Here is a 21761-nt window from a genome sequence, read left to right as displayed (position 1 = left end):
TCGAGCATCATGAGCAGACCGTGTGCGGTGCCGTCTTCCGAGGCGGCGCTGCACCGAAGCCAAGACAACAACAACAACCAACGACGCCTTCGTGTGCGGTCGCCATGCGGCACGTCATCGAACATCTCGAACACATCCAGCGGCTCACGCGTGGGCGCGACCGCGACAGCGTCGATGCCACGTTTGTCGAGGTGTTGCGGGCGTTGCTCGATGCGCGCCGGGTGGCGCTGGTGCAGGTGGTGCCAACCGACGACGGCGAGCGGTTGTGGACCCGGGTCAGTATGGAGCGGGGCTGGACCGAGCCGCAGTCGGCATCGGTATTGGCGGCGTTGGAGCAGGGACCGCTGCTGGCCGCGGACGCGGCAATCGCACAAGCCCTGGCGCAGCGTCGCACGCTCGCGCTGACGGACACGGGCGGGGTGCGCGTCGTCGTGCCGGTGGTGACGGACAGCGCCGACCGGCTCGCGATCGTCGTCGAGTGCGACGCCTGCGCCTCGGGCGCCGACTGGGCCGTGCGCCTGGTCGAGGGCTTGGCGCGCATCTACGAAAATTTCATCAATTTGCTCGACTCCAGCGAGCGCGACACCCTCACCGGGCTGCTCAACCGCGAGTCGTTCGACGACACGTTCTACCGCGCCACGCAGCCCGGGCCGGCTGCGGACGATGCGGCTGATCCGCGACGACACCGAGGCGGCGATGCGTATTGGCTGGCGGTGGTGGATGTCGATCACTTCAAATCGGTCAATGACCGCTTCGGTCATTTGATCGGGGACGAGGTGGTTGTTGCTGATGGCGCGGTTGCTGCGTAAGACGTTTCGGCACGACGATCGCATCTATCGGTTTGGCGGCGAGGAGTTCGTGGTACTGATGCGCGCGGCCGACCCGGAAGCAGCCCGCGCCGCCCTCGAACGCTTGCGCCTGCAGGTACAAGACTACCCATTCCCGCAGGTGGGGCGCATCACGGTCAGCGTTGGCTATACCCGCATCCGGGAACACGACACCCCGTCGGATGCCTTCGAGCGTGCCGACCGCGCGCTCTATTTGGCCAAGAGCCAGGGACGCAATCAGGTCTGCAGCTACGAAACCGACGTCAATCCCGCCGAGCCGAGCGCTGCCTCCCGCGGCGCGGAAGGCGACATCGAACTTTTTTGAGACGAGCAGGCGCCGGTGCGCTGCGATGCGGAGCTCTGGCGGCGTGGGTCTGCCGCTACAATCACGCCACTTTGTTCAGATGAGGTGCGCGCCCGTGGCCGCACCGCGCGCGGGTGGCGAAATTGGTAGACGCACCAGGTTTAGGTCCTGACGCCAGCGATGGCGTGGGGGTTCGAGTCCCCCCCCGCGCACCAAGCCGCACCGTCGGTGCGCCCCGCCGGCTCGTCCGCACGCCCCCCAGATGCTGACCGATGGCTTGGCGCCTCCGTGGCGCGACATCGCGTCTGCGACCATTTTTGCCGTGGTCTATATCGGTATGTTTCTGGGTGGCCTGCCGCGTCTGAAACTCGACCGCACCGGGGTGGCGGTGCTGGGTGCGATTGCCATGACCGCCGTGCATGGCTGGAGTGTGCCGGAGGCCGCGGTGGCGATCGACCTGCCCACCCTGGCGTTGTTGTTTGCCTTTATGTTGATTTCGGCGCAGCTGCGCCTGGGCGGCTTCTATGTCGCGGTCACCCGCGCGGTGGGCGCCTGGCCACTGCCGGCGTCGGCCTTGCTGGCGGTTTTGCTGACCGTGGTGGCGGCGTTGTCGGCGGTCTTCTCCAATGACGTGGTGTGCCTGGCGGTGACGCCGGTGGTGGTGCGCATCGCGTGGCGGCGCGGCTGGGACCCGGTGCCCTGGCTGGTGGGCGTGGCGTGCGCGGCCAATATCGGCTCGGCCGCGACCTTGATCGGCAATCCCCAGAATATGCTGATCGGTTCGGTGCTGCAGGTGCCGTTTGGCGCCTATGTGCGCGCCGCGGCCGCTCCGGTAGCGCTGGCCCTGCTGGCGCTGTGGGCATGGCTGGCCTGGCGGCTGCGGGCAGCGCCCGCAGCCCCGTCCTCGCCAGACGCGCAGTCCCGGTCGGACGGTGCGGCGGTGCCCGCTCGCCCCGACGCGCCCGCGCGGTTCGAGGTGCCGGCGGACGATACCGCAGACCGCTGGCAATCCACCAAGGGGTTGATGGTGGCTGCGTTTTTGCTGATCGTTTTTCTGTGGACCGATTGGCGACACGATGTGGCCGCCCTGGTCGGCGCGGGCGTGCTGTTGCTCAGCCGCCGCCTGCATTCCGCCCACGTGATGGGTTTGGTGGACTGGCCGCTGTTGCTGCTGTTCGTGGGGTTGTTCATCGTCAACCGCGGGTTCGAGCTGACCGGCTGGCCCGCACAGGCGGTGGCGACGCTGGCGCAGCAGGGCGTCACGCTGGCCGATCCCTTGGTGTTGGCCGCCGTCGGCGTGACGCTGTCCAACCTGATCTCCAACGTCCCCGCCGTGATGCTGCTGCTGCCGCATCTCAGTACCCCGGAGCAGGCGGTGACGCTGGCGTTGGTGAGCACGTTCGCGGGCAACTTGCTGCTGGTGGGCTCGATCGCCAACCTGATCGTGGCCGATTTGGCCGCGCGCGATGGCGTGCTCATCGATTGGCGGCAGCACTTGCGCATCGGGGTGCCGGTGACGGCAGCGAGCCTGCTGGCCTGGTGGTTGGCGCACGGCGGGCTCATCCGCTGAAGCCGCGCTGTCAACCAGCCCTGTCGGCGTGCAGGCCGATCGGCGTCGGGTTCGCGCCGGTAATCGCCTTCGCTACAATCCCTGATTTACCCTGCGGCGCGGGCGTTTGCCTGCGCTCGTTGGCCGCGGCAGCGGCGCGCGACGCAGCGGCCGTCCGTGCAGAGAGACGGCTGCGGCCAGCCCCCGCACCCCCGATCTCGGGATTTGCCCATGCGCAGATCCCCCAAACCCCAACAGGAGTCATCATGGCAGTCAACGTCGAAACCCTGGACAAGCTCGAGCGCAAGATCACGCTCGAGGTGCCGCTGGAGGCGATTCACAAGGAGGTGGACGCACGCCTGAGGCGCCTGCAGCGCCAGGTGAAGATGGACGGTTTTCGCCCGGGCAAGGTGCCGCTGTCGGTGGTGGCGCAACGCTACGGCGCCTCGGTGCAGTACGAAGTCGTCAACGATCAGGTCGGCGCTGCCTTCGGTCGCGCCGTCACCGAGGCCCAGCTGCGCGTGGCCGGGCAGCCGCGCATCACCGAGAAGGACAGTGCACCAGAAGGCATGATGGCCTTCGAGGCGGTGTTCGAGGTCTTCCCCGAGGTCAAGCTGGCCGACTTGTCGGCATTGGAGCTGGAAAAGCTCGACGCGCAGGTGGATGAGGCCGCCATCGAGCGCACGCTGGAGATTCTGCGCAAACAGCGCCGCACCTTCGGCCCGCGTGCCGAGGGCGAGCCGGCGCAAGACGGTGACCGCGTCACCATCGACTTCGAGGGCAAGATCGACGGCGAGCCGTTCCAGGGCGGGCAGGCCACCGATTTCACCTTCGTGATCGGTGAGGGCCAGATGCTCAAGGAGTTCGAGGGCGCCGTGCGGGGCATGAAGGTTGGCGAGTCCAAGACCTGCCCGCTGGCCTTTCCGCAGGACTACCACGGCAAGGAAGTCGCCGGCAAGACGGCCGACTTCTTGGTGACGCTGAAAAAAATCGAGCAACAGCACCTGCCGGAGGTCGACGAGGCTTTCATCAAGTCGCTGGGCGTCGAGGCCGGCACGCTGGAGGCGTTGCGTGAGGACATTCGCCGCAATCTGGAGCGCGAGGTCAAATTCCGCCTGCAGGCGCGCAACAAGAGTGCCGCGCTGGAAGCGCTGGCCGCGGCTTCCGAGCTCGACCTGCCCAAGGCCGCGGTGCAGGCCGAAATCGATCGCCTGGTGGAGGGCGCGCGCAACGATCTGAAACAGCGCGGCGTGCCCAACGCCGACCAGGCCCCGATTCCGCGCGAACTGTTCCAGCAGCAAGCCGAGCGCCGCGTGCGCCTGGGGTTGGTGGTGGCCGAGCTGATCAAGGCCAACGATCTGCGCGCCACGGCCGAGCAGGTCGACGCGCATCTGCGCGAGCTGGCCTCGTCCTACGAATACCCGGACGCGGTGGTGAACTGGTACAAGTCCAACCCCGACCGCTTGTCGGAAATCGAGGCCATCGTGCTGGAAAACAACGTCGCCGACTACATCTTTGCCCGGGCGCGCGTGACGCCCAAGACCATCGGCTTTGCCGAGCTGATGGGGCAGGGCTGAGCGGCGGGCGCACGGCTGGTGGGCTGCGGCTGCGGCGGCCACACGGCGCTGCAGCCCCAAAAGGGCGGACGCAGTGTCCGCCCTTTTTACTGGCTGCCGCCCAACCCGGGCGCGCAAGCGGTTACAGTAAGCCCTGGCTACGCATTCTTTTCGACACGGAGCAACCGACGCATGAGCGCATTGGACGTACAGAACCTGGGCCTGATTCCGATGGTCATCGAGCAGTCGGGCCGCGGGGAGCGGGCCTACGACATTTATTCCCGCCTGCTCAAGGAGCGGGTGGTATTTCTGGTCGGCCCGGTCAACGATCAGACCGCCAATCTGGTGGTGGCCCAGCTGCTATTCCTGGAAAGCGAAAACCCGGACAAGGACATCTCGCTCTACATCAACTCGCCGGGCGGCTCGGTCAGCGCTGGCATGGCCATTTTCGACACCATGAACTTCATCAAGCCCGATGTCTCGACCTTGTGCATCGGCATGGCGGCCAGCATGGGGGCGTTTTTGCTGGCCGCGGGCGCCAAGGGCAAGCGCTTTGCGCTGCCGAACTCGCGCGTCATGATCCACCAGCCGCTGGGTGGTGCCCAGGGTCAGGCCACCGACATCGAAATCCACGCCCGTGAAATCCTGCGTCTGCGCGCCGACCTCAACCGCATCCTGAGCGAGCGCACCGGCCAGCCGCTGGAGAAAATCGAGCGCGACACCGAGCGCGACTACTTCATGTCGGCCAGCGAGGCAGCGGCCTACGGCCTGGTCGACAAGGTCATCGACAAACGCGCCTGAGCGCTTCGCTTTCCTCTACCACACCACAGGCTCCATACCCATGCCCGAGAAAAAAGGCAGCCGCGACAAGACCCTGTATTGCTCGTTTTGCGGCAAGAGTCAGCACGAGGTCAAAAAACTCATCGCCGGACCGTCCGTGTTCATCTGCGACGAGTGCATCGACCTGTGCAACGACATCATCCGCGACGAGGTGGGACAGACGCCATCGGCCATCGGCGGCGACGGCGATGCCCTGCCTACGCCAGCGCAGCTCAAGGAGCACCTGGACCAGTACGTCATAGGCCAGGAAGTGCCCAAGAAGACACTGGCGGTGGCGGTGTACAACCACTACAAGCGCCTGCGCCACAACGAGCAAGGGCGCAAGAGCGGGGTGGAGCTGGCCAAGAGCAATATTTTGCTGATCGGCCCCACCGGCTCGGGCAAAACCTTGCTGGCCTCGACGCTGGCGCGCAAGCTCGACGTGCCCTTCGTCATGGCCGACGCCACCACGCTCACCGAAGCGGGCTACGTCGGCGAAGACGTCGAAAACATCATCGCCAAGCTGCTGCAAACCTGCGACTACGACGTGGCCAAGGCGCAGCGTGGCATCGTCTACATCGACGAAATCGACAAGATCACGCGCAAATCGGAAAACCCCTCCATCACGCGCGACGTCTCGGGCGAGGGCGTGCAGCAGGCGCTGCTCAAGCTGATCGAGGGCACGGTGGCCAGCGTGCCGCCCCAGGGCGGGCGCAAGCACCCCAACCAAGACATGCTGCAGGTGGACACCACCAACATCCTGTTCATCTGTGGCGGCGCCTTCGCCGGGTTGGAGAAGATCATCGAGCAGCGCACCGAATCGTCCGGGATCGGCTTTGGTGCGGCCGTGCGCAGCAAGCGCAAGCGTCCCATCACCGAGTTGTTTGCCCAGGTGGAACCCGACGACCTGGTGCGCTACGGGCTGATCCCGGAGTTGGTCGGGCGCCTGCCAGTGGTCACGGCGCTGGCTGAACTGACCGAGGATGCGCTGGTCGATATCCTGACCGTGCCGAAGAATGCGGTGGTCAAGCAGTTTGCCGAACTGTTCGCGATGGAAGGGGTCGAACTGGAGGTGCGGCCCGAGGCGCTGCGCGCCATCGCGCGCAAGGCGCTGGAGCGCAAGACCGGTGCTCGCGGTCTGCGCTCGATTCTCGAACAAGCGCTGATGGACACCATGTTCGAGCTGCCCAGCCTGCGCAACGTCGAGCGCGTGGTGGTCGAGGCAGCCACGATCACGGAGGGCAAGGCGCCGCTGCTCGTCTATCGCGAAGAGGCCAAGCAGGCCTGATGGGGGCGCCGGCTGCTTGAAGACGGCGCCCAGTGCCCCCACCTGCCCAGCCAGAAAGGAATTGCCGATGTCCGGACAAACCCCGCTGCCCTCTGAGCCCGTGGCGCTGCCGCTGTTGCCGCTGCGCGACGTGGTGGTGTTCCCCCATATGGTCATCCCTCTGTTCGTGGGGCGGCCCAAAAGCATCAAAGCGCTCGAAGCGGCGATGGCGCACGAGCGCCGCATCGTCTTGGTGACGCAAAAAACCGCGGCCAAGGAAGAGCCCAAGCCGAGCGATCTGTTCGAAATGGGCTGTGTGGCCAGCATCTTGCAGCTGCTCAAATTGCCCGACGGCACGGTGAAGGTGCTGGTGGAGGGGGTGCAGCGTGCCAAGCTGCTGCAGGTCGATGAAGGCGAGACGCATTTTTCCGCCAATGTGCTGCCGGTGGATGCCGAGGCCGAACGTGCCGACGCCGACCCGACCGAGCTGGAGGCGCTGCGTCGCGCCGTCATGCAGCAATTCGACCAGTACGTCAAACTCAACAAAAAGATCCCGTCGGAGATCCTGACCTCGATCGCCAGCATCGACGACCCCGGGCGCTTGGCCGACACGATTGCGGCGCACCTGCCGCTCAAGCTCGAGGCCAAGCAGAGCGTGCTCGACTTGGAGCGCTTGGTGCCGCGCTTGGAGTACCTGTTCGCGCAACTCGAAGCCGAGGTCGAAATTCTCAACGTCGATCGGCGCATCCGCGGGCGCGTCAAGCGCCAGATGGAGAAAAACCAGCGCGAGTTCTATCTGAACGAGCAGGTCAAGGCGATTCAGAAGGAACTCGGCGAAGGCGAGGCCGGCGCCGACCTGGAGGAGCTGGAGAAAAAGATCAAAGCCGCGCGCATGCCAGCCGAGGCGCGCAAAAAGGCCGAAAGCGAGCTCAAGAAGCTGCGGCTGATGTCGCCCATGTCCGCCGAAGCCACCGTGGTGCGCAACTACATCGACGTGCTGGTCAATTTGCCGTGGAGCAAAAAGACCAAGGTGCGCCACGACCTGGCCTATGCCGAGGAAGTGCTCAACGCCGACCACCACGGCCTGGAAAAGGTCAAAGAGCGCATTCTGGAATATCTGGCGGTACAGCAACGGGTGGACAAGGTCAAGGCCCCCATCCTCTGCCTGGTCGGCCCGCCCGGGGTCGGCAAAACGTCGCTCGGGCAGTCGATTGCCAAGGCCACCGGGCGCAAGTATGTGCGTATGGCCCTGGGCGGCATGCGCGACGAAGCCGAAATCCGTGGCCATCGTCGCACTTACATTGGCGCACTGCCGGGCAAGATTCTGCAGAGCCTGACCAAAGTGGGCGTGCGCAACCCTCTGTTCCTGCTCGACGAAATCGACAAACTCGGGATGGACTTCCGGGGCGATCCAGCGTCGGCCCTGCTGGAGGTGCTCGATCCCGAGCAAAACCACACCTTCCAGGACCACTACGTCGAGCTCGACTTCGACCTGTCGGATGTGATGTTCGTTGCGACCTCGAACTCGCTCAACATCCCGCCGGCGCTGCTCGACCGCATGGAAGTCATCCGCCTGTCGGGCTACACCGAAGACGAAAAAGTGGCCATCGCGCTGCGCTATCTGCTGCCCAAGCAGCGCGCCCACAACGGGGTCAAGGACGACGAGCTGGACGTCACCGAAGCCGCGGTACGCGACATCGTGCGCTACTACACCCGCGAGGCCGGCGTGCGCGCGCTGGAGCGCGAAATCTCGCGCATCTGCCGCAAGGTCGTCAAGGGTCTGCTGCTGGGCAAGATGAGCAAACCAGTGGTGGTCACCCCCGAGAATCTGTCGGACTTCCTGGGTGTGCGCAAGTACACCTATGGCCGCGCCGAGCAGCAAAACCAAGTGGGCCAAGTGGTGGGGTTGGCCTGGACCGAGGTCGGCGGCGACCTGCTGACCATCGAAGCGGCGATCATGCCTGGCAAGGGCAACGTCATTCGCACCGGCTCGCTGGGCGACGTGATGAAGGAGTCGGTGGAGGCGGCGCGCACCGTGGTGCGCAGCCGTGCACGGCGCTTGGGCATCCCGGACGAGCTGTTCGACAAGCGCGACATCCACATCCACGTGCCCGACGGCGCGACGCCCAAAGACGGACCCAGCGCCGGTATTGCAATGACCACGGCGATGGTGTCGGCCTTGACGGGTATTCCCGTGCGCGCCGACGTGGCAATGACGGGCGAGATCACCTTGCGCGGCGAGGTCACCGCCATCGGCGGCCTGAAAGAAAAACTGTTGGCGGCGTTGCGCGGGGGGGTGCGCACCGTGCTCATCCCGCAGGACAATGTCAAAGATCTGGCGGAGATTCCCGACAACGTCAAGCAAGGCTTGGAGATCGTGCCGGTGCAATGGATCGACCGGGTACTGGAGCTGGCGCTGGAGCGTCTGCCCGAGCCCCTGCCCGACGCCGAGCCGATGACGCCTACCCCAGTGGCCACGCCGGCAACCGAGGCGCCAGCGGTCACACACTGAAGCGCGGCCCTGCCTCCGTGCGCGCGGCCAGCGTAGCCACCGCCGACGCCGAGCGGCGGTGTGCGGTGGAGACCACCGCGCGGTGACGGGTTGGTGGTCTCTCGTCGATCGAAGCGATCCTTTTTTGGTGTAGAATACAGGCTTCAGACGGCAACGGCGGTGACAGCGAAACGGCTTCATCGAAAGGGGTCGTCAGACAGGTCAAGCGGGAATAGCTCAGTTGGTAGAGCGCAACCTTGCCAAGGTTGAGGTCGCGAGTTCGAGACTCGTTTCCCGCTCCAAACAGTAGGTGCCTGATGACACGCATCAGGTATCGAATCCGGCGGTCTGTCGGGTTGAACCAGACAAGGCGCGGTAGCAAAGCGGTTATGCACCGGATTGCAAATCCGAGTAGGTCGGTTCGACTCCGGCCCGCGCCTCCAAATTGGCGTCGGTGTCTGCATGACGCCGACACAGGCGGGAATAGCTCAGTTGGTAGAGCGCAACCTTGCCAAGGTTGAGGTCGCGAGTTCGAGACTCGTTTCCCGCTCCATCGTCATCCAGGGCCGGGGGTCTAAGCCCCGGCCTTTTCGTTTTCGGCCCAGCATCGTTTGAATGGAGCGTCCGGCGCTGCGCAGCGTGCGGCGGGGCATTGACCGGCGCTTGGCACAACCCCGCAGGGCGGGGCCCCCGGGCGTGCCGATGATGCGGGGCTCAGCGTGCTGCCGGGGTCTGGGCGACGCGCACGGCTTTTTGGTCACCGCTGGGCTGGCCGCGCTGGGAGGCTCCAGCCGTGCGAGACATCTGCTTTTTCGCCCGAGCGTGCTGCGGGTTGGCACTGCGCCCGGCTTGGGCTGCGGCCGTGCCGCGCGCCTGCGTGGGGCCAGGGTGCTTCTTCTTCCGGGCGAGCGCTGCAGCCTTGACCGGCAGCTGCAGCCGTAATGTCTGTCCGGCGCGCAAGCGGGCCTGCGGCGTCAGGTCATTCCAGGCCGCCAGATCGGCCACGCGCACGCGGTGGCGACGCGCCACGCTCACGAGCGTATCACCGGCGCGCGCGCGTACCTGTACCGTGCGGACAGCCGCGCGCTCGGGCGCCAGCAGCAGTTGGGCGTTGTCGGCCAAATGTTCCGGTACATCGCGGTCCAGTCGGCCATCGCGCGGTACCAGCAAGGTGGCACCGGCCTTCAGCCGCATGCGCGGCGGAATGTGGTTGACCTGGCGCAGGGCAGCTTCCTCCCAGCCGAGCTGGCGCGCTGCCTCGGCGGCCGTCATATCTTTGGGTACACGCCAGGCGGTCCAGCTCGCCAGCGGGCCATCGTGCTGTCGGAGCCGTTGCACGAACAGGACGGCGTTGTCCCAGGGCAGCAGAATTTCGGGGGTGCCCGCGGCCATGATCACGGGCTTGTTGTGCGACGGGTTGAGGGAGCGAAAATCGGCTTCGCTGATGTCGGCCAGACGGGCGATCAGGGCCACGTCGATGTCACGCTCGATGCGGACGGTGTCGAAAAACGGGTGGTTGCCGATCGCGGGCAGCATCGTGGTTTGGCGCTGGCCAGCGACCAAATTTTTCATCGCCTGCAGTTTGGGCACGTAGTCGCGCGTTTCGGCCGGCAGGCGCAGGTCCAAGTAGCCCGTGGCCAGTCCGGCGTCGGCGTTGCGGCGCACCGCCCGCTGCACATTGCCTTCGCCCCAGTTGTAGGCCGCCAGCGCCAGGTGCCAGTCGCCAAACATCTGGTACAGCCGCTGCAGGTAGTCCAGCGCTGCGCGTGTGGAGGCCAGCACGTCGCGCCGGTCGTCGCGGAATAGGTTTTGCTTGAGGTCGAAATGCCGCCCGGTGGCCGGCATGAACTGCCACATGCCCGCGGCCTTGGCGCGCGAGACGGCCTGCGGGTTGAAGGCGCTTTCGATGAAGGGCAGCAAGGCCAGTTCCAGCGGCAAGCCCCGCCGCTCCAGTTCCTCGACAATGTGGAACAGGTATTTGCTGGCGCGGTCGGTCATGCGTTGCAGGTAGTCGGGCCGGCTAGCGTACCAGCGCTCCCAGTAATCCACGCGTTCGTCCACCAGGTCGGGCATGGCAAAACCGCGTTGCATCCGTTCCCACAAGTCCTGTGGGGCCACGACGTTGGCCACCGGGGCGGTGGGCGGGAGCTGCGCTTGCGGCAGGCTCGCTGCGACTGAGGCGGTGTCGGTGGTCGGCGCGCCGGAGGGCGCCACCAGGGTGGCGTTGGCGGTGGTCGCGGCGGGATCCGGGGTGGGGATGGCTGTCGGTCGATCCGACATCGTGGCGCTCGGCACGCTTGAGGGGGAGGCCGTGGGGGCCGTCGGTAGGGTGGAGCAGGCGCTCAGCGCCGCGGCCAAACACAGCATTCCCAGGCGGAATACACACGTCATGGTGTTGCAGGTCTTGTGGTGCAGAAAAACGTCGAAAAAAACCAAGTGCGCGCGGCGGCGTCTCAGCGAAAGCCGTCTTTCCAGCGACGCAGGGCGGCGAATACGGCCACGTCGTCGCCAGCGCACGCCATGTGTTGCTGAACCGCGGCGCGCACGGTGGGTTCCCGTACGCGCAAAAACGGGTTGATTCGCCGCTCCTGGCCGATGGTGCTGGGCAGGGTGGGGGCGCCGCGTGCGCGGCGTTGCTCGGCCTCGCGCATGGCCGCCTGGACGTCGGCATTGTCGGGTTCGACGACGCGGGCAAAGCGCAGATTGGCCAGCGTATATTCGTGTGCGCAGCACACGCGGGTGTCGTCGGGCAGATGGGCCAGACGATCCAGCGACGTCAGCATTTGTGCCGGCGTGCCCTCGAACAGGCGGCCACAGCCGGCGGAAAACAGGGTGTCACCGCAAAATAGCCAACGCGGCTGGCCGGCTGCGGCCTCGTTGACATAGGCGACGTGGCCGGCGGTATGCCCTGGCACGTGCCACACCTGCCAGCGCTGGCCGAGGGCGTCGATAGTGTCGCCCTCATCGACCGCGCGCACGGCAGTGGGCAGCGCTTCACGCCCCGGGCCGACGACACGGCAGCCGGTGGCTGCTTGCAGCGCCGCCACGCCGCCGACGTGGTCGCCGTGGTGGTGGGTGATGAAAATGCCGGCCAGCGGCAACCCCAACGTCTGCAGGGCCTGTTGCACCACCGCCGCATCGCCGGGGTCGACCACCCACGCCGCTTGCCCGTCGTGTAGCAGCCAGATGTAGTTGTCTTCGAAGGCGGGCAAGGGCCGCACGTGCAGCGCCGCCGGCTCAGACGGTACCATCGTCATATGGGGATGATACCCGTCGATGAGGCCGTGGTCGAGCGCTTTGCCGACGCGCTGTGGCTGGAAGATGGTTTGGCGCCGCGCACCTTGGCGGCCTACCGCGGCGATGTGCAGGCGCTGGCCGCCTGGCTGGCGCAGCGCGGCAGCGGTTTGCTGCAGGCCGACGCCGCCTTGCTGCAAGGGTATTTGGCGCACCGTCTGCCGGGCAGCCGCCCCAGCTCCAGCAACCGGCGCCTGTCGGCCTTGCGGCGCTTTTTCCGCTGGGCGGTGCGCGAAGGGCTGATGAGCGCCGACCCGACCTTACCGCTGCTGTCGGCGCAGCGCCTGCAGCGTGTGCCGAAGACGCTGACCGAGGCCCAGGTCGAGGCGCTGCTGGCTGCGCCCGATGTGATGCAGCCGCTGGGTTTGCGCGACCGTGCGATGCTGGAGCTGATGTACGCCAGTGGCTTGCGTGTCAGCGAATTGGTGGGCCTGCGGCTGTTCGAGGTGAGTTTGGGGGATCAGGTGCTGCGCATCACCGGCAAGGGCGCCAAGGAGCGCCTGGTGCCGTTCGGCGATGTGGCCGCCGACTGGCTGCGCCGCTACCTGGCCGACGCTCGGCCGGCGCTGTTGGCCGGACGCCGCAGCGACGATGTATTCGTCACCGAGCGCCACGGTTGTGCCATGTCGCGGGTGATGTTTTGGCGTTTGGTCAAGCGCTACGCCGTGCAGGCCGGCATCCGCGTGCCGCTGTCGCCGCATACGCTGCGGCACGCCTTCGCCACCCATCTGCTCAATCACGGTGCCGATCTGCGTGCCGTGCAGCTGCTACTGGGACACGCCGACATTTCCACCACCACCATCTACACCCACGTGGCGCGCGAGCGCCTCAAGGCCTTGCATGCGCGCCACCATCCGCGCGGTGGCGGCTAGCGCCCGCCGCGTGCATTTCGCTCCCCCCACCTACCACCACGGGTGAGGGACGCACGCGGTGTCGATGCACCGCACGCCAGGGCGCACCGTGTTTGCCGCAAGCGGCCTGCGCCGGCGCCGCTCAGACGACGTGTTGCGCCAAAAAGGCCAGCTCCTCGGCGCTGAAGCCGGCGCGCTGCCGGGCGGCGGTATTGAACGGGGGTTTGAGGCGCGGCGCGCGGTAGGCGTCGACCAGGTAGCGATAGTGGGCCACGGGGTCGAGGCCGGCACGCGCACACAACCAGCGATACCAGTGGTTGCCGATGGCGACGTGGCCCACTTCGTCGCGCAGAATGATGTCGAGCACAGCGCAGGACTGCTGCGCCGCCGGTGTGCCGACGCGACGCAGCTTGGCCTGGATGAGCGGGGTGGCGTCCAGGCCGCGGGCCTCCAGTGTGCGTGGCACCAGCGCCATACGCGCCACGGGGTCGCCGGCGGTTCGCTCGCACATCGTCCACAGGCCGTCGTGGGCGTCAAAATCGCCGTAGTCCCAGGCCGCACCGTCAGGGCCCGGCAGGGTACGCAGATGCCCGCGCAGCAGACTGAAGTGCTCGGCCTCTTCGGCGGCCACGCGCAGCCAGTCGTCGTAGAACTCCGCCGGCATGCCGGCAAAGCGCCACAGCGCATCCAACGCCAGGTTGATGGCGTTGAACTCGATGTGGCAGATCGCGTGCAGCAGGGCGGCGTGGCCTTCGGTGGTGAATGGCGAGCGCGGCGGCACGGCCTGCGGCACGACGAGGCGCGGACGCGCGGGGCGTCCGGGCAGCGGCACTGCCGGCGCCGCCAGGCAGGCTTGGCTGTCCACCGGTAGGGGTGGCGTGTCGTCGCTCGGGTGACGGGCCTGCCACAGCGCCCGCACACCAGCCACCTTGGCGTCGGGATCAGCCACCAGCAGACAGTGCAAGGCAGCCTGGCGCAGCTCGCGCGGGGCGGTCGTGTGCACCGCCGCGCCTGCCGGGGCGCAGCCGGTGCCTGGCGTCGGGATGCAGGCTGCGGCACTGGCCGCTGGCGTCGGTCCGGCCGTCGCCGGTAGCGATCCATCCACCCCGTCAGACGGGCCGATGGAACTGGGATTCGACAAAACGGAGGGCATCCGTACAATTCTACGGATGAGCCTGTATCAACTCGACGACATTGCCCCCGACGTGCACCCGTCGGTGTTCGTGGCCGACAACGCGCGCGTCATCGGCCGCGTGACCCTGGCCGAAGATGCCAGCGTGTGGTTTGGCGCGGTGCTGCGCGGCGACACGGATCCGATCACCATCGGGCGCGGCAGCAATATCCAGGACGGCAGCGTTTTGCATGCCGACATCGGCTACCCGCTGACCATCGGCGACCATGTGACGGTCGGCCACCAGGTGATGTTGCACGGCTGCACCATCGGTGACGAGTCGCTCATCGGCATCGGGGCCGTGGTGCTCAACGGCGCGCGCATTGGCCGCCACTGCCTGGTGGGCGCGCGCGCCCTGGTCACCGAGGGCAAAACCTTTCCCGATGAGGTGCTGATTTTGGGCAGCCCCGCCAAGGTGGTGCGCGCCTTGACGGCGGAGGAAATCGAGGGTCTGCGCCAAAGCGCCCGCCACTACATCGACAACGCACGGCGCTTTCGCGTCGGGCTCCAACCCATCGGCTGACCAAGGGGTGCGCGTGTCCGAGCTGCACAAATTTCTGTTCGACGGTGCGCCGGTGCGCGGTGCGCTGGTGCGTCTGACCGACGGCTGGCGGGAGCTGCTGCAGCGGCGTGCCGAAGCCGGAGGCTACCCCGCCCCGGTAACCGAGCTGCTGGGCGAGATGACGGCAGCCGCCGTGTTGCTGCACAGCAACATCAAATTTGCCGGCGCGCTGGTGCTGCAAATCGTGGGGGACGGGCCGCTGAAGGTGGCGGTGGCCGAGGTGCAACCCGATATGGCCTTTCGCGCCACGGCGACCGTGACGCCGGGCGTGGACGCTGCGGCCGACTTGGTGCAGCTGGTCAACGTTCACGGACAGGGGTGCTGCGCCATCACGCTCGACCCGCGCCAACGTCAACCGGGCCAGCAGCCTTATCAAGGGATCGTGCCGCTGCACGATGCCGACGGTCATGCGCTGCACCGCTTGAGCGATATGCTGGGGCTGTATATGCGCCAGAGCGAGCAGCTCGACACCCGGCTGGTGCTGGCAGCCAACGACGAAGTGGCCGCTGGTTTGCTGATCCAGCGCATGCCCACCGCCGGACTGGGCAATCTGGCGGGCAGGGGCCACGAGCGCAGCGAAGCCGACGAGGACGAGGATTTTCGGCGCATCGCGACGCTGGCGATGAGCCTGACGCGCGATGAGCTGCTGCGGCTGGATGCCGACACACTGCTGCACCGTCTGTTTTGGCAAGAGCACCTGATGCGGCTGGAGGGGCCGCGCAGTGCGCCGCGCTTTGCCTGCACCTGCTCGCGCGAGCGTGTGGCCGCCATGTTGCGCGGCTTGGGGCCGGCCGAGGTGGAGTCGATTCTGGCCGAGCGGGGCGAGGTGGACGTAGGCTGCGAATTTTGCGGTCAGCACTACCGGTTCGATGCGGTCGATGCCGCGCGGCTTTTTTTGGCGCAGGCGCAGCAGCCGCCGGGGTCGGACCACGTCCAGTAGGGCCGGCAGCGCCACCGGCGCCGACTCACGGCGCGCCGCCTTGGATCTGCACGAAGATTTCGTTCGGTTTGACCATGCCGAGCGACTCACGCGCGATTTCTTCCACCGTCTGTAGCCCTTCGCGCAGATCGTGGACTTCGGCCGTGAGGCGCTCGTTGCGCTGGCGCGCCGCCTCGTTGGCCTGCTCCTGGCGCAGCAGCTCGCGCCGCAGCGCCTCGACGTTGGCGACGCTGGCGCGGCCCCACCAGATGTGCGCGTGGACCGCGCCGAGCAAGGCGAGCAGCCCGGCCGTGACCCAGCGCGCACGCATGGCAGGCCGTCGTCAGCGCAGGTTGTAAAACGCGGCCCGGCCGGGGTAGGCGGCCACGTCGCCCAGGTCTTCTTCGATGCGCAGCAGTTGGTTGTATTTGGCCATGCGGTCGCTGCGGCTCATCGAGCCGGTTTTGATTTGTCCGGCATTGGTGCCGACCGCGATGTCGGCGATGGTGGCATCCTCCGTCTCGCCCGAGCGGTGGCTGATGACGGCGGTGTAGCCCGCGCGCTTGGCCATCTCGATGGCGGCGAAGGTTTCGGTGAGCGTGCCGATCTGGTTGATTTTGATCAGGATGGAGTTGGCAACACCCTGCTCGATGCCTTGCTTGAGGATGCGGGTGTTGGTCACGAACAGGTCGTCGCCCACCAATTGGACCTTGCGACCCAAGCGCTCGGTGAGGTGTTTCCAGCCCTCCCAGTCGCCTTCGCCCATGCCATCTTCGATGCTGATGATCGGATATTTGTCGCACCAAGTGGCCAGCACGTCGGTCCATTCGGCCGCACTCAGCGTCAAGCCCTCCCCGGCCAGGTGGTAGCGACCGTCGCGGTGGAATTCGCTGGCGGCGCAGTCCAGCGCGATGGCGATTTGCTCACCGGCGACATAGCCGGCTTTGTCAATTGCTTCCAGGATCAACTGGATGGCGGCTTCATGGTTGGCGACGTTGGGCGCGAAGCCGCCTTCATCGCCGACGGCGGTGCTCATGCCGCGCTCGTGGATGATTTTTTTCAGCGCATGGAACACTTCGGCGCCGTAGCGCAGGGCTTCGCGCAGGCTGGGTGCGCCCAGCGGCACGATCATGAACTCCTGCAGGTCCAGGTTGTTGTTGGCGTGCGCGCCGCCGTTGATGACGTTCATCATCGGCACCGGCAGCTGGGTGGCGGCGCTGCCGCCGAAGTAGCGGTACAGCGGCAGGCCCGACTCCTCGGCCGCGGCACGCGCCACCGCCATGCTTACCGCCAGCAGCGCATTGGCGCCCAGGCGCGACTTGTTTTCGGTGCCGTCCAGCTCGATCAGCGTCTTGTCGAGGAACGCCTGCTCGCTGGCATCCAGCCCCAACACGGCTTCGGAGATTTCGGTGTTGATGTGTTCGACGGCTTTCAAAACGCCTTTGCCGCCGTAGCGCTTGGGGTCACCGTCGCGCAGCTCGATGGCTTCACGGCTGCCGGTGGAGGCGCCGGAGGGCACCGCAGCGCGGCCCATGACGCCGGACTCCAGCAGCACGTCACATTCCACGGTGGGGTTGCCGCGGCTGTCCAGAATCTCGCGGCCGACGATATCGACGATGGCGCTCATGTGGGTTCCTTCGATACGAACAAATAAACCTGGGATGTCGGAGATGGCGCTCAGCGTTGCCGCGGGTTTACGCCACTCCTTCGACGACGATCATGCGCATGATGGCGGCGTGTGCGCGCGCTTGGCGCGCGCGTCGGTAGGTGGGCGAGTCGTGAAACGCGCGCGCGGCCGCCACGCTGGGAAAACGCAGCACCACCACGCGCGTGGGGTGCCAGTCGCCCTCGAGGACGGTGACGGCGCCGCCACGCACCAGGACCTCGGCGCCGTGCTCCTCGATGGCCTGCGTGGACCAGCGTTTGTATTCCTCGTACTGCTGCGGGTCGGTGACCTGGACGTCGGCGATGATGTAGGCACTCATGGCATCAAGCGGTGAAAGCGTTTTCCAAAAAGCCGCGGCGCTTGACCACCTGGTCGATCTCTTGCAGCGACGCCAGCAGCGCGCGCATGTGTTTCAGCGGCACGGCGTTGGGGCCGTCGGACAGCGCGCGCGCGGGGTCTGGGTGGGTCTCCATGAACACCCCCGCCACCCCCGCGGCCACGGCCGCACGGGCCAGCACGGGCACGAACTCGCGTTGCCCACCGCTGCTGCTGCCTTGGCCGCCCGGCAACTGCACGCTGTGGGTGGCGTCGAACACCACCGGGGCCCCGGTTTCGCGCATGATGGCCAGCGCCCGCATGTCCGACACCAGGTTGTGGTAGCCAAAGCTCACGCCGCGCTCGCAGGCCAAGAAGTTGTCTTCCGGCAAGCCTTTTTCGCGGGCCGCGGCGCGCGCCTTGTCGATGACGTTTTTCATGTCCTGCGGCGCGAGGAACTGGCCCTTCTTGATGTTGACCGGCTTGCCCGACTGCGCCACGGCGCGGATGAAGTCGGTTTGCCGGCACAGGAAGGCGGGTGTTTGCAGCACGTCCACCACCGCCGCCACCTCCGGCACTTCGGCTTCGGTGTGCACGTCGGTGAGCACCGGCACGCCGATGTCGCGCCGCACCTTGGCCAAAATCTCCAGCCCGCGCGCGCGCCCCGGGCCGCGGTACGACTGGCCGCTGGAGCGGTTGGCTTTGTCGTAGCTGCTCTTGAAAATGAACGCAATGCCCAGCTCGGCGGTGATCTCTTTGAGCTGGCCGGCGACGTCGAGCTGCAGTTGCTCGCTCTCGACCACGCAGGGGCCAGCGATCAAAAAGAAGGGCCGATCCAGCCCGACCTCGAATCCGCACAGCTTCATGCCGCCGCTCCTGCGCCGGCACGCTGGTGTGCCAGCGCAGCGGCGATGTAGGCGTTGAACAAGGGGTGTCCGTCCCACGGGGTGGATTTGAACTCGGGGTGGAACTGCACCCCCATGAACCACGGATGCACGTCCTGTGGCAGTTCGATGATCTCGGTGAGCTGCTCGCGCTGGGTGAGGGCCGAGATCACCAGCCCGGCCTGGCGCAGCCGCTCCAGATACTGGGTGTTGGCCTCGTAGCGGTGGCGGTGCCGTTCGGTGACCACCGGGCCGTAGATTCGGTAGGCGAGTGTGCCCGGCAGCACGTCGGCGCTTTGCGCTCCCAGGCGCATGGTGCCGCCCAGGTCGCTGTGGGCGTCGCGTTTTTGCAGCGTGCCGTCGGCGTCCAACCATTCGTCGATGAGGGCGATGACCGGGTGCGGCGTGTGCGGGTCGAACTCGGTGGAGTTGGCCCCGGCCAGCCCGGCGACGTGGCGGGCAAACTCGATCGTGGCCACTTGCATGCCCAGGCAAATGCCCAGGTAGGGGATCTTGGCTTCGCGCGCGAACTGCGCGGCGCGGATTTTGCCCTCGACCCCGCGCTTGCCAAAGCCGCCCGGCACCAAAATGGCATCGAAGCCGCTCAGGCGCGCGGCCACGTCGCCGCTTTCCAGCGTCTCCGAGTCGATGTAGGTGATTTCGATGCGCACGTGGTTGCGCAAACCGGCGTGGCGCAGCGCTTCGTTGAGCGACTTGTAGCTGTCCGACAGGTCCACATACTTGCCCACCATCGCGATGCGCACCGCACCCTGTGGGTGCTCGACTTCATAGACCAGATCGTCCCAGCGTTTGAGGTTGGCCGGCGGCGTGTGCAGGCGCAGCTTGTCGCAGATCAGACCGTCGAGCCCTTGCTCGTGCAGCACGCGCGGCACCTTGTAGATGGTGTCGACGTCGGGCATGGAGATGACGCCCCACAGCGGCACGTTGGTAAAGAGGCTGATCTTTTCGCGCTCTTCATCGGGGATGACGCGGTCGGCGCGACACAGCAGCGCGTCGGGCTGGATGCCGATCTCGCGCAGCTTTTGCACCGTGTGCTGCGTCGGCTTGGTCTTGAGCTCGCCCGCGGCGGCGATGTAGGGCACGTAGGTCAGGTGCACGAAGGCCGCGTTGTTGGGCCCCAAGCGCAGGCTCATCTGTCGCGCCGCTTCCAGAAACGGCAGCGACTCGATGTCGCCCACCGTGCCGCCGATTTCGGCGATCGCCACGTCCACCCCTTCGGCACCACGCTGGATGAAGGTCTGGATTTCGTTGGTGACGTGCGGAATGACCTGCACCGTCTTGCCCAGGTAGTCGCCGCGGCGCTCCTTCTCCAGCACGGACTTGTAGATCTGGCCCGTGGTGAAGTTGTTGCTGCGCTTCATGCGCGTGGTGATAAAGCGCTCGTAGTGTCCCAGGTCGAGGTCGGTCTCGGCGCCGTCGTCGGTGACGAACACCTCGCCGTGCTGGAACGGGCTCATGGTGCCCGGGTCGACGTTGAGGTAGGGGTCGAGCTTGATGAGGGTGACGCGCAGGCCGCGCGACTCCAGCAGCGCAGCCAGCGACGCGGAGGCGATGCCCTTGCCCAGAGAGGACACCACGCCGCCAGTGACGAACACGTATTTGGTCATGACGTTGGGCGGGCCGATCCCGGCCCGTCTATGGAAAGGCCGATTATAAAAGCCGCTGCGGTGCTGCCAGCCCCTCGTGAGCTTGCCGCGCATGGCCCGCGAGCAGGCCGGCAGCGGTATAGTGCGCTCGCATGAAAGATCTCGACGGCAAATCCATCGTCCTTGGTCTGTCTGGTGGCATCGCCTGCTACAAGTCGGCGGAGCTGTGCCGCCTGTTGGTGCGCGCGGGCGCCACGGTGCAGGTGGTCATGACCGAGGCGGCGGCTCAGTTCATCACGCCGGTGACGATGCAGGCCCTGAGCGGCCGGCCCGTCGTCACCACGCAGTGGGACTTGCGCGAGCCCAACGCCATGGCCCACATCAACCTGGGGCGCACGGCCGACGCCATCGTGGTGGCGCCCGCCAGCGCCGACCTGATTGCCCAACTGGCGCAGGGCCGCGCGGCCGAGATTTTGACCCTGCTGTGCCTGGCGCGGCCCATCGAGCGCGTGCCGCTGCTGCTGGCGCCGGCCATGAACCGCGAGATGTGGGCCCATCCGACCACACAGCGTAACCTGGCGCAGGTGCAGGCCGACGGGGCCACCGTGCTGGGCGTGGGGCAGGGCGAGCAAGCGTGCGGCGAGGTGGGCGACGGCCGCATGCTGGAGCCCGAGGAGATTCTGGAGGACGTGGTGGCGTGCCTCAGCCCCCAGGTGCTGGCTGGGCAGCGTGTGCTCATCACCGCCGGGCCGACGTTCGAGGCCATCGACCCCGTGCGCGGCATCACCAACCACAGCAGTGGCAAGATGGGCTTCGCGCTGGCGCGCGCCGCGCGCGAGGCGGGGGCCGACGTGACGCTGGTGGCCGGTCCGGTGCATTTGCGCACGCCACGCGGTGTGCACCGGGTGGACGTGCGGTCGGCGCAGCAGATGCTGGACGCGGTGCTGGCGCACGTGCACGAGGTCAACATCTTCATCGCCGCCGCAGCGGTGGCCGACTGGCGTCCGGCGCAGGCGGCCACGCACAAGCTCAAGAAAGACGGCAGCGGGCAGCCACCGGCACTGACGTTCGTGGAAAACCCCGACATCCTCGCTACCGTGGCAGCCTCACCCCGGGCGCAGCGTGGCGAGTTGTATTGCGTGGGTTTTGCTGCCGAAAGCCACGACGTGCTGGCCCATGCCCAGGCCAAGCGGGTACGCAAGGGCGTGCCGCTGCTGGTGGGCAATATCGGCCCCGCCACTTTTGGGCGCGACGACAATGCGTTGTGGCTGGTGGATGAGCGCGAGACGGTGGAGCTGCCACCCGCCAGCAAGATCGCGCTGGCGCGGCAGTTGGTGCGCGAGATCGCGCGCCGACTCGGCACCGACGCCGGCGCGGGAGATCTCGGCCCGCAGCAGGCCGTTGAAAAATCCCCCCTGCACCCCTGTGGGGCGCTAAGATCTGAGCTATCCGCGAACAACCCGCACGAAGACGATGAGAGGCAGCCAAGACTTTCAGGGGACGATGTTCAGTGACATCAGTCTCGAAGAGTGAGTGCCAGCGGCACATCCCTTGCGCAAGCTGCGCGGCGTGGTCGATGCGCTGCTGGCGACCATGGACCGCGAGTTCGAGGCGGTGTACGCCCGACGTGGCCGACCCTCGGTGCCGCCGGAGATGCTGCTCAAGGTCACGCCGCACGT

At 66.8% G+C, this 21761-nt stretch carries 19 protein-coding genes, 4 tRNA genes and 1 pseudogene; 16 read left to right on the top strand and 8 right to left on the bottom strand.

Features of this window, described 5'->3' with window-relative positions:
* Window positions 1-104: 104 nt before the first annotated feature.
* From Tchar_RS13885 to Tchar_RS00925, 11 genes are all read left to right on the top strand, one after another.
* Window positions 105-809: a diguanylate cyclase gene (locus tag Tchar_RS13885; protein ID WP_236640079.1), complete on the top strand. Its 705-nt coding sequence runs from the start codon at window positions 105-107 to the stop codon at window positions 807-809.
* A complete protein-coding gene (locus tag Tchar_RS13880) occupies window positions 790-1152 on the top strand; it encodes a GGDEF domain-containing protein (protein ID WP_236640078.1) in 363 nt (120 codons plus the stop codon). The genes Tchar_RS13885 and Tchar_RS13880 overlap by 20 nt, the downstream gene beginning before the upstream one ends.
* 107 nt (window positions 1153-1259) lie before the next feature.
* Window positions 1260-1346: transfer RNA gene (locus Tchar_RS00965), tRNA-Leu, on the top strand.
* Between the two features lie 47 nt (window positions 1347-1393).
* Window positions 1394-2701, top strand: coding sequence for an SLC13 family permease (locus tag Tchar_RS00960; protein WP_144327228.1), 1308 nt, complete (start codon window positions 1394-1396; stop codon window positions 2699-2701).
* Window positions 2702-2946: 245 nt separating this feature from the next.
* On the top strand, window positions 2947-4257 hold the full coding sequence (gene tig, locus Tchar_RS00955) for a trigger factor (RefSeq protein ID WP_144327227.1): 1311 nt from the start codon (window positions 2947-2949) through the stop codon (window positions 4255-4257).
* Between the two features lie 171 nt (window positions 4258-4428).
* Window positions 4429-5037, top strand: coding sequence for an ATP-dependent Clp endopeptidase proteolytic subunit ClpP (clpP, locus tag Tchar_RS00950; RefSeq protein ID WP_144327226.1), 609 nt, complete (start codon window positions 4429-4431; stop codon window positions 5035-5037).
* Window positions 5038-5077: 40 nt separating this feature from the next.
* The gene (gene clpX / locus Tchar_RS00945; protein WP_144327225.1) at window positions 5078-6343 is read left to right on the top strand and encodes an ATP-dependent Clp protease ATP-binding subunit ClpX; all 1266 of its coding nucleotides are present in this window, start codon (window positions 5078-5080) and stop codon (window positions 6341-6343) included.
* A gap of 67 nt (window positions 6344-6410) precedes the next feature.
* A complete protein-coding gene (gene lon / locus Tchar_RS00940) occupies window positions 6411-8834 on the top strand; it encodes an endopeptidase La (protein ID WP_144327224.1) in 2424 nt (807 codons plus the stop codon).
* Between the two features lie 205 nt (window positions 8835-9039).
* Window positions 9040-9115: transfer RNA gene (locus Tchar_RS00935), tRNA-Gly, on the top strand.
* A gap of 67 nt (window positions 9116-9182) precedes the next feature.
* Window positions 9183-9256, top strand: a tRNA-Cys gene (locus Tchar_RS00930).
* Between the two features lie 34 nt (window positions 9257-9290).
* A tRNA-Gly gene (locus tag Tchar_RS00925) sits at window positions 9291-9366 on the top strand.
* Window positions 9367-9527: 161 nt separating this feature from the next.
* On the opposite strand, the gene Tchar_RS00920 is transcribed toward Tchar_RS00925, so the two are convergent.
* Window positions 9528-11093 (bottom strand): transglycosylase SLT domain-containing protein, encoded by a 1566-nt coding sequence (locus tag Tchar_RS00920; RefSeq protein WP_144327223.1) that lies wholly within the window; start codon window positions 11091-11093, stop codon window positions 9528-9530.
* 173 nt (window positions 11094-11266) lie between these two features.
* Entirely contained in the window at window positions 11267-12040 is a 774-nt protein-coding gene (gene gloB, locus Tchar_RS00915; RefSeq protein ID WP_144327335.1) for a hydroxyacylglutathione hydrolase, read from the bottom strand.
* Window positions 12041-12076: 36 nt separating this feature from the next.
* Here gloB and xerD point away from each other — a divergent pair, with 36 nt between their 5' ends.
* The gene (gene xerD / locus Tchar_RS00910; protein WP_144327334.1) at window positions 12077-12979 is read left to right on the top strand and encodes a site-specific tyrosine recombinase XerD; all 903 of its coding nucleotides are present in this window, start codon (window positions 12077-12079) and stop codon (window positions 12977-12979) included.
* Window positions 12980-13100: 121 nt separating this feature from the next.
* Here xerD and Tchar_RS00905 read toward each other — a convergent pair whose 3' ends face one another.
* Entirely contained in the window at window positions 13101-13961 is an 861-nt protein-coding gene (locus Tchar_RS00905) for a ferritin-like domain-containing protein (protein WP_236640077.1), read from the bottom strand.
* 166 nt (window positions 13962-14127) lie between these two features.
* On the opposite strand from Tchar_RS00905, the gene Tchar_RS00900 reads away from it, so the two are divergent.
* Together Tchar_RS00900 and hslO are read left to right on the top strand one after the other, a co-directional pair.
* Complete coding sequence (locus tag Tchar_RS00900; RefSeq protein ID WP_144327221.1) at window positions 14128-14652, top strand: gamma carbonic anhydrase family protein; 525 nt, start codon at window positions 14128-14130, stop codon at window positions 14650-14652.
* A gap of 13 nt (window positions 14653-14665) precedes the next feature.
* On the top strand, window positions 14666-15631 hold the full coding sequence (gene hslO / locus Tchar_RS00895) for an Hsp33 family molecular chaperone HslO (protein WP_144327220.1): 966 nt from the start codon (window positions 14666-14668) through the stop codon (window positions 15629-15631).
* 25 nt (window positions 15632-15656) lie between these two features.
* Here the strand turns inward: hslO and Tchar_RS00890 are convergent, their stop codons facing one another.
* The 5 genes from Tchar_RS00890 to Tchar_RS00870 form a co-directional block, all read right to left on the bottom strand.
* Window positions 15657-15941 carry a septum formation initiator family protein gene (locus Tchar_RS00890; RefSeq protein WP_144327219.1) on the bottom strand — a complete coding sequence of 95 codons (285 nt, stop codon included), beginning with the start codon at window positions 15939-15941 and terminating at the stop codon, window positions 15657-15659.
* A gap of 12 nt (window positions 15942-15953) precedes the next feature.
* The gene (eno, locus tag Tchar_RS00885; RefSeq protein WP_144327218.1) at window positions 15954-17237 is read right to left on the bottom strand and encodes a phosphopyruvate hydratase; all 1284 of its coding nucleotides are present in this window, start codon (window positions 17235-17237) and stop codon (window positions 15954-15956) included.
* Window positions 17238-17304: 67 nt separating this feature from the next.
* Window positions 17305-17595, bottom strand: coding sequence for a DUF1330 domain-containing protein (locus Tchar_RS00880; RefSeq protein WP_144327217.1), 291 nt, complete (start codon window positions 17593-17595; stop codon window positions 17305-17307).
* Window positions 17596-17599: 4 nt separating this feature from the next.
* Complete coding sequence (gene kdsA / locus Tchar_RS00875) at window positions 17600-18457, bottom strand: 3-deoxy-8-phosphooctulonate synthase (RefSeq protein ID WP_144327216.1); 858 nt, start codon at window positions 18455-18457, stop codon at window positions 17600-17602.
* Window positions 18454-20103 carry a CTP synthase gene (locus Tchar_RS00870; RefSeq protein WP_144327215.1) on the bottom strand — a complete coding sequence of 550 codons (1650 nt, stop codon included), beginning with the start codon at window positions 20101-20103 and terminating at the stop codon, window positions 18454-18456. The genes kdsA and Tchar_RS00870 overlap by 4 nt, the downstream gene beginning before the upstream one ends.
* Before the next feature lie 131 nt (window positions 20104-20234).
* Here Tchar_RS00870 and coaBC point away from each other — a divergent pair, with 131 nt between their 5' ends.
* Together coaBC and Tchar_RS00860 are read left to right on the top strand one after the other, a co-directional pair.
* On the top strand, window positions 20235-21596 hold the full coding sequence (gene coaBC, locus Tchar_RS00865) for a bifunctional phosphopantothenoylcysteine decarboxylase/phosphopantothenate--cysteine ligase CoaBC (RefSeq protein ID WP_144327214.1): 1362 nt from the start codon (window positions 20235-20237) through the stop codon (window positions 21594-21596).
* Between the two features lie 19 nt (window positions 21597-21615).
* A pseudogene (locus Tchar_RS00860) lies at window positions 21616-21747 on the top strand (IS5/IS1182 family transposase); the annotation flags it as partial.
* Between the last annotated feature and the right edge of the window lie 14 nt (window positions 21748-21761).

Origin of the sequence: Tepidimonas charontis (assembly GCF_007556685.1) — a bacterium.
Classification (GTDB): Bacteria; Pseudomonadota; Gammaproteobacteria; order Burkholderiales; family Burkholderiaceae_C; genus Tepidimonas; species Tepidimonas charontis.
The sequence above is the reverse complement of the archived record's forward strand: the minus strand, read 5'-3'. Positions and strand labels throughout refer to the sequence as shown.

Excerpts from the sequence above, each read along its gene's own strand:
- Tchar_RS13885 (WP_236640079.1), top strand. The coding sequence starts at position 105 with ATGCGGCACGTCATCGAACATCTCGAACACATCCAGCGGCTCACGCGT.
- Tchar_RS13880 (WP_236640078.1), top strand. The coding sequence starts at position 790 with ATGGCGCGGTTGCTGCGTAAGACGTTTCGGCACGACGATCGCATCTAT.
- Tchar_RS00960 (WP_144327228.1), top strand. The coding sequence starts at position 1,394 with ATGCTGACCGATGGCTTGGCGCCTCCGTGGCGCGACATCGCGTCTGCG.
- tig (WP_144327227.1), top strand. The coding sequence starts at position 2,947 with ATGGCAGTCAACGTCGAAACCCTGGACAAGCTCGAGCGCAAGATCACG.
- clpP (WP_144327226.1), top strand. The coding sequence starts at position 4,429 with ATGAGCGCATTGGACGTACAGAACCTGGGCCTGATTCCGATGGTCATC.
- clpX (WP_144327225.1), top strand. The coding sequence starts at position 5,078 with ATGCCCGAGAAAAAAGGCAGCCGCGACAAGACCCTGTATTGCTCGTTT.
- lon (WP_144327224.1), top strand. The coding sequence starts at position 6,411 with ATGTCCGGACAAACCCCGCTGCCCTCTGAGCCCGTGGCGCTGCCGCTG.
- Tchar_RS00920 (WP_144327223.1), bottom strand. The coding sequence starts at position 11,093 with ATGTCGGATCGACCGACAGCCATCCCCACCCCGGATCCCGCCGCGACC.
- xerD (WP_144327334.1), top strand. The coding sequence starts at position 12,077 with ATGATACCCGTCGATGAGGCCGTGGTCGAGCGCTTTGCCGACGCGCTG.
- Tchar_RS00900 (WP_144327221.1), top strand. The coding sequence starts at position 14,128 with ATGAGCCTGTATCAACTCGACGACATTGCCCCCGACGTGCACCCGTCG.
- Tchar_RS00890 (WP_144327219.1), bottom strand. The coding sequence starts at position 15,941 with ATGCGTGCGCGCTGGGTCACGGCCGGGCTGCTCGCCTTGCTCGGCGCG.
- eno (WP_144327218.1), bottom strand. The coding sequence starts at position 17,237 with ATGAGCGCCATCGTCGATATCGTCGGCCGCGAGATTCTGGACAGCCGC.
- Tchar_RS00880 (WP_144327217.1), bottom strand. The coding sequence starts at position 17,595 with ATGAGTGCCTACATCATCGCCGACGTCCAGGTCACCGACCCGCAGCAG.
- kdsA (WP_144327216.1), bottom strand. The coding sequence starts at position 18,457 with ATGAAGCTGTGCGGATTCGAGGTCGGGCTGGATCGGCCCTTCTTTTTG.
- Tchar_RS00870 (WP_144327215.1), bottom strand. The coding sequence starts at position 20,103 with ATGACCAAATACGTGTTCGTCACTGGCGGCGTGGTGTCCTCTCTGGGC.
- coaBC (WP_144327214.1), top strand. The coding sequence starts at position 20,235 with ATGAAAGATCTCGACGGCAAATCCATCGTCCTTGGTCTGTCTGGTGGC.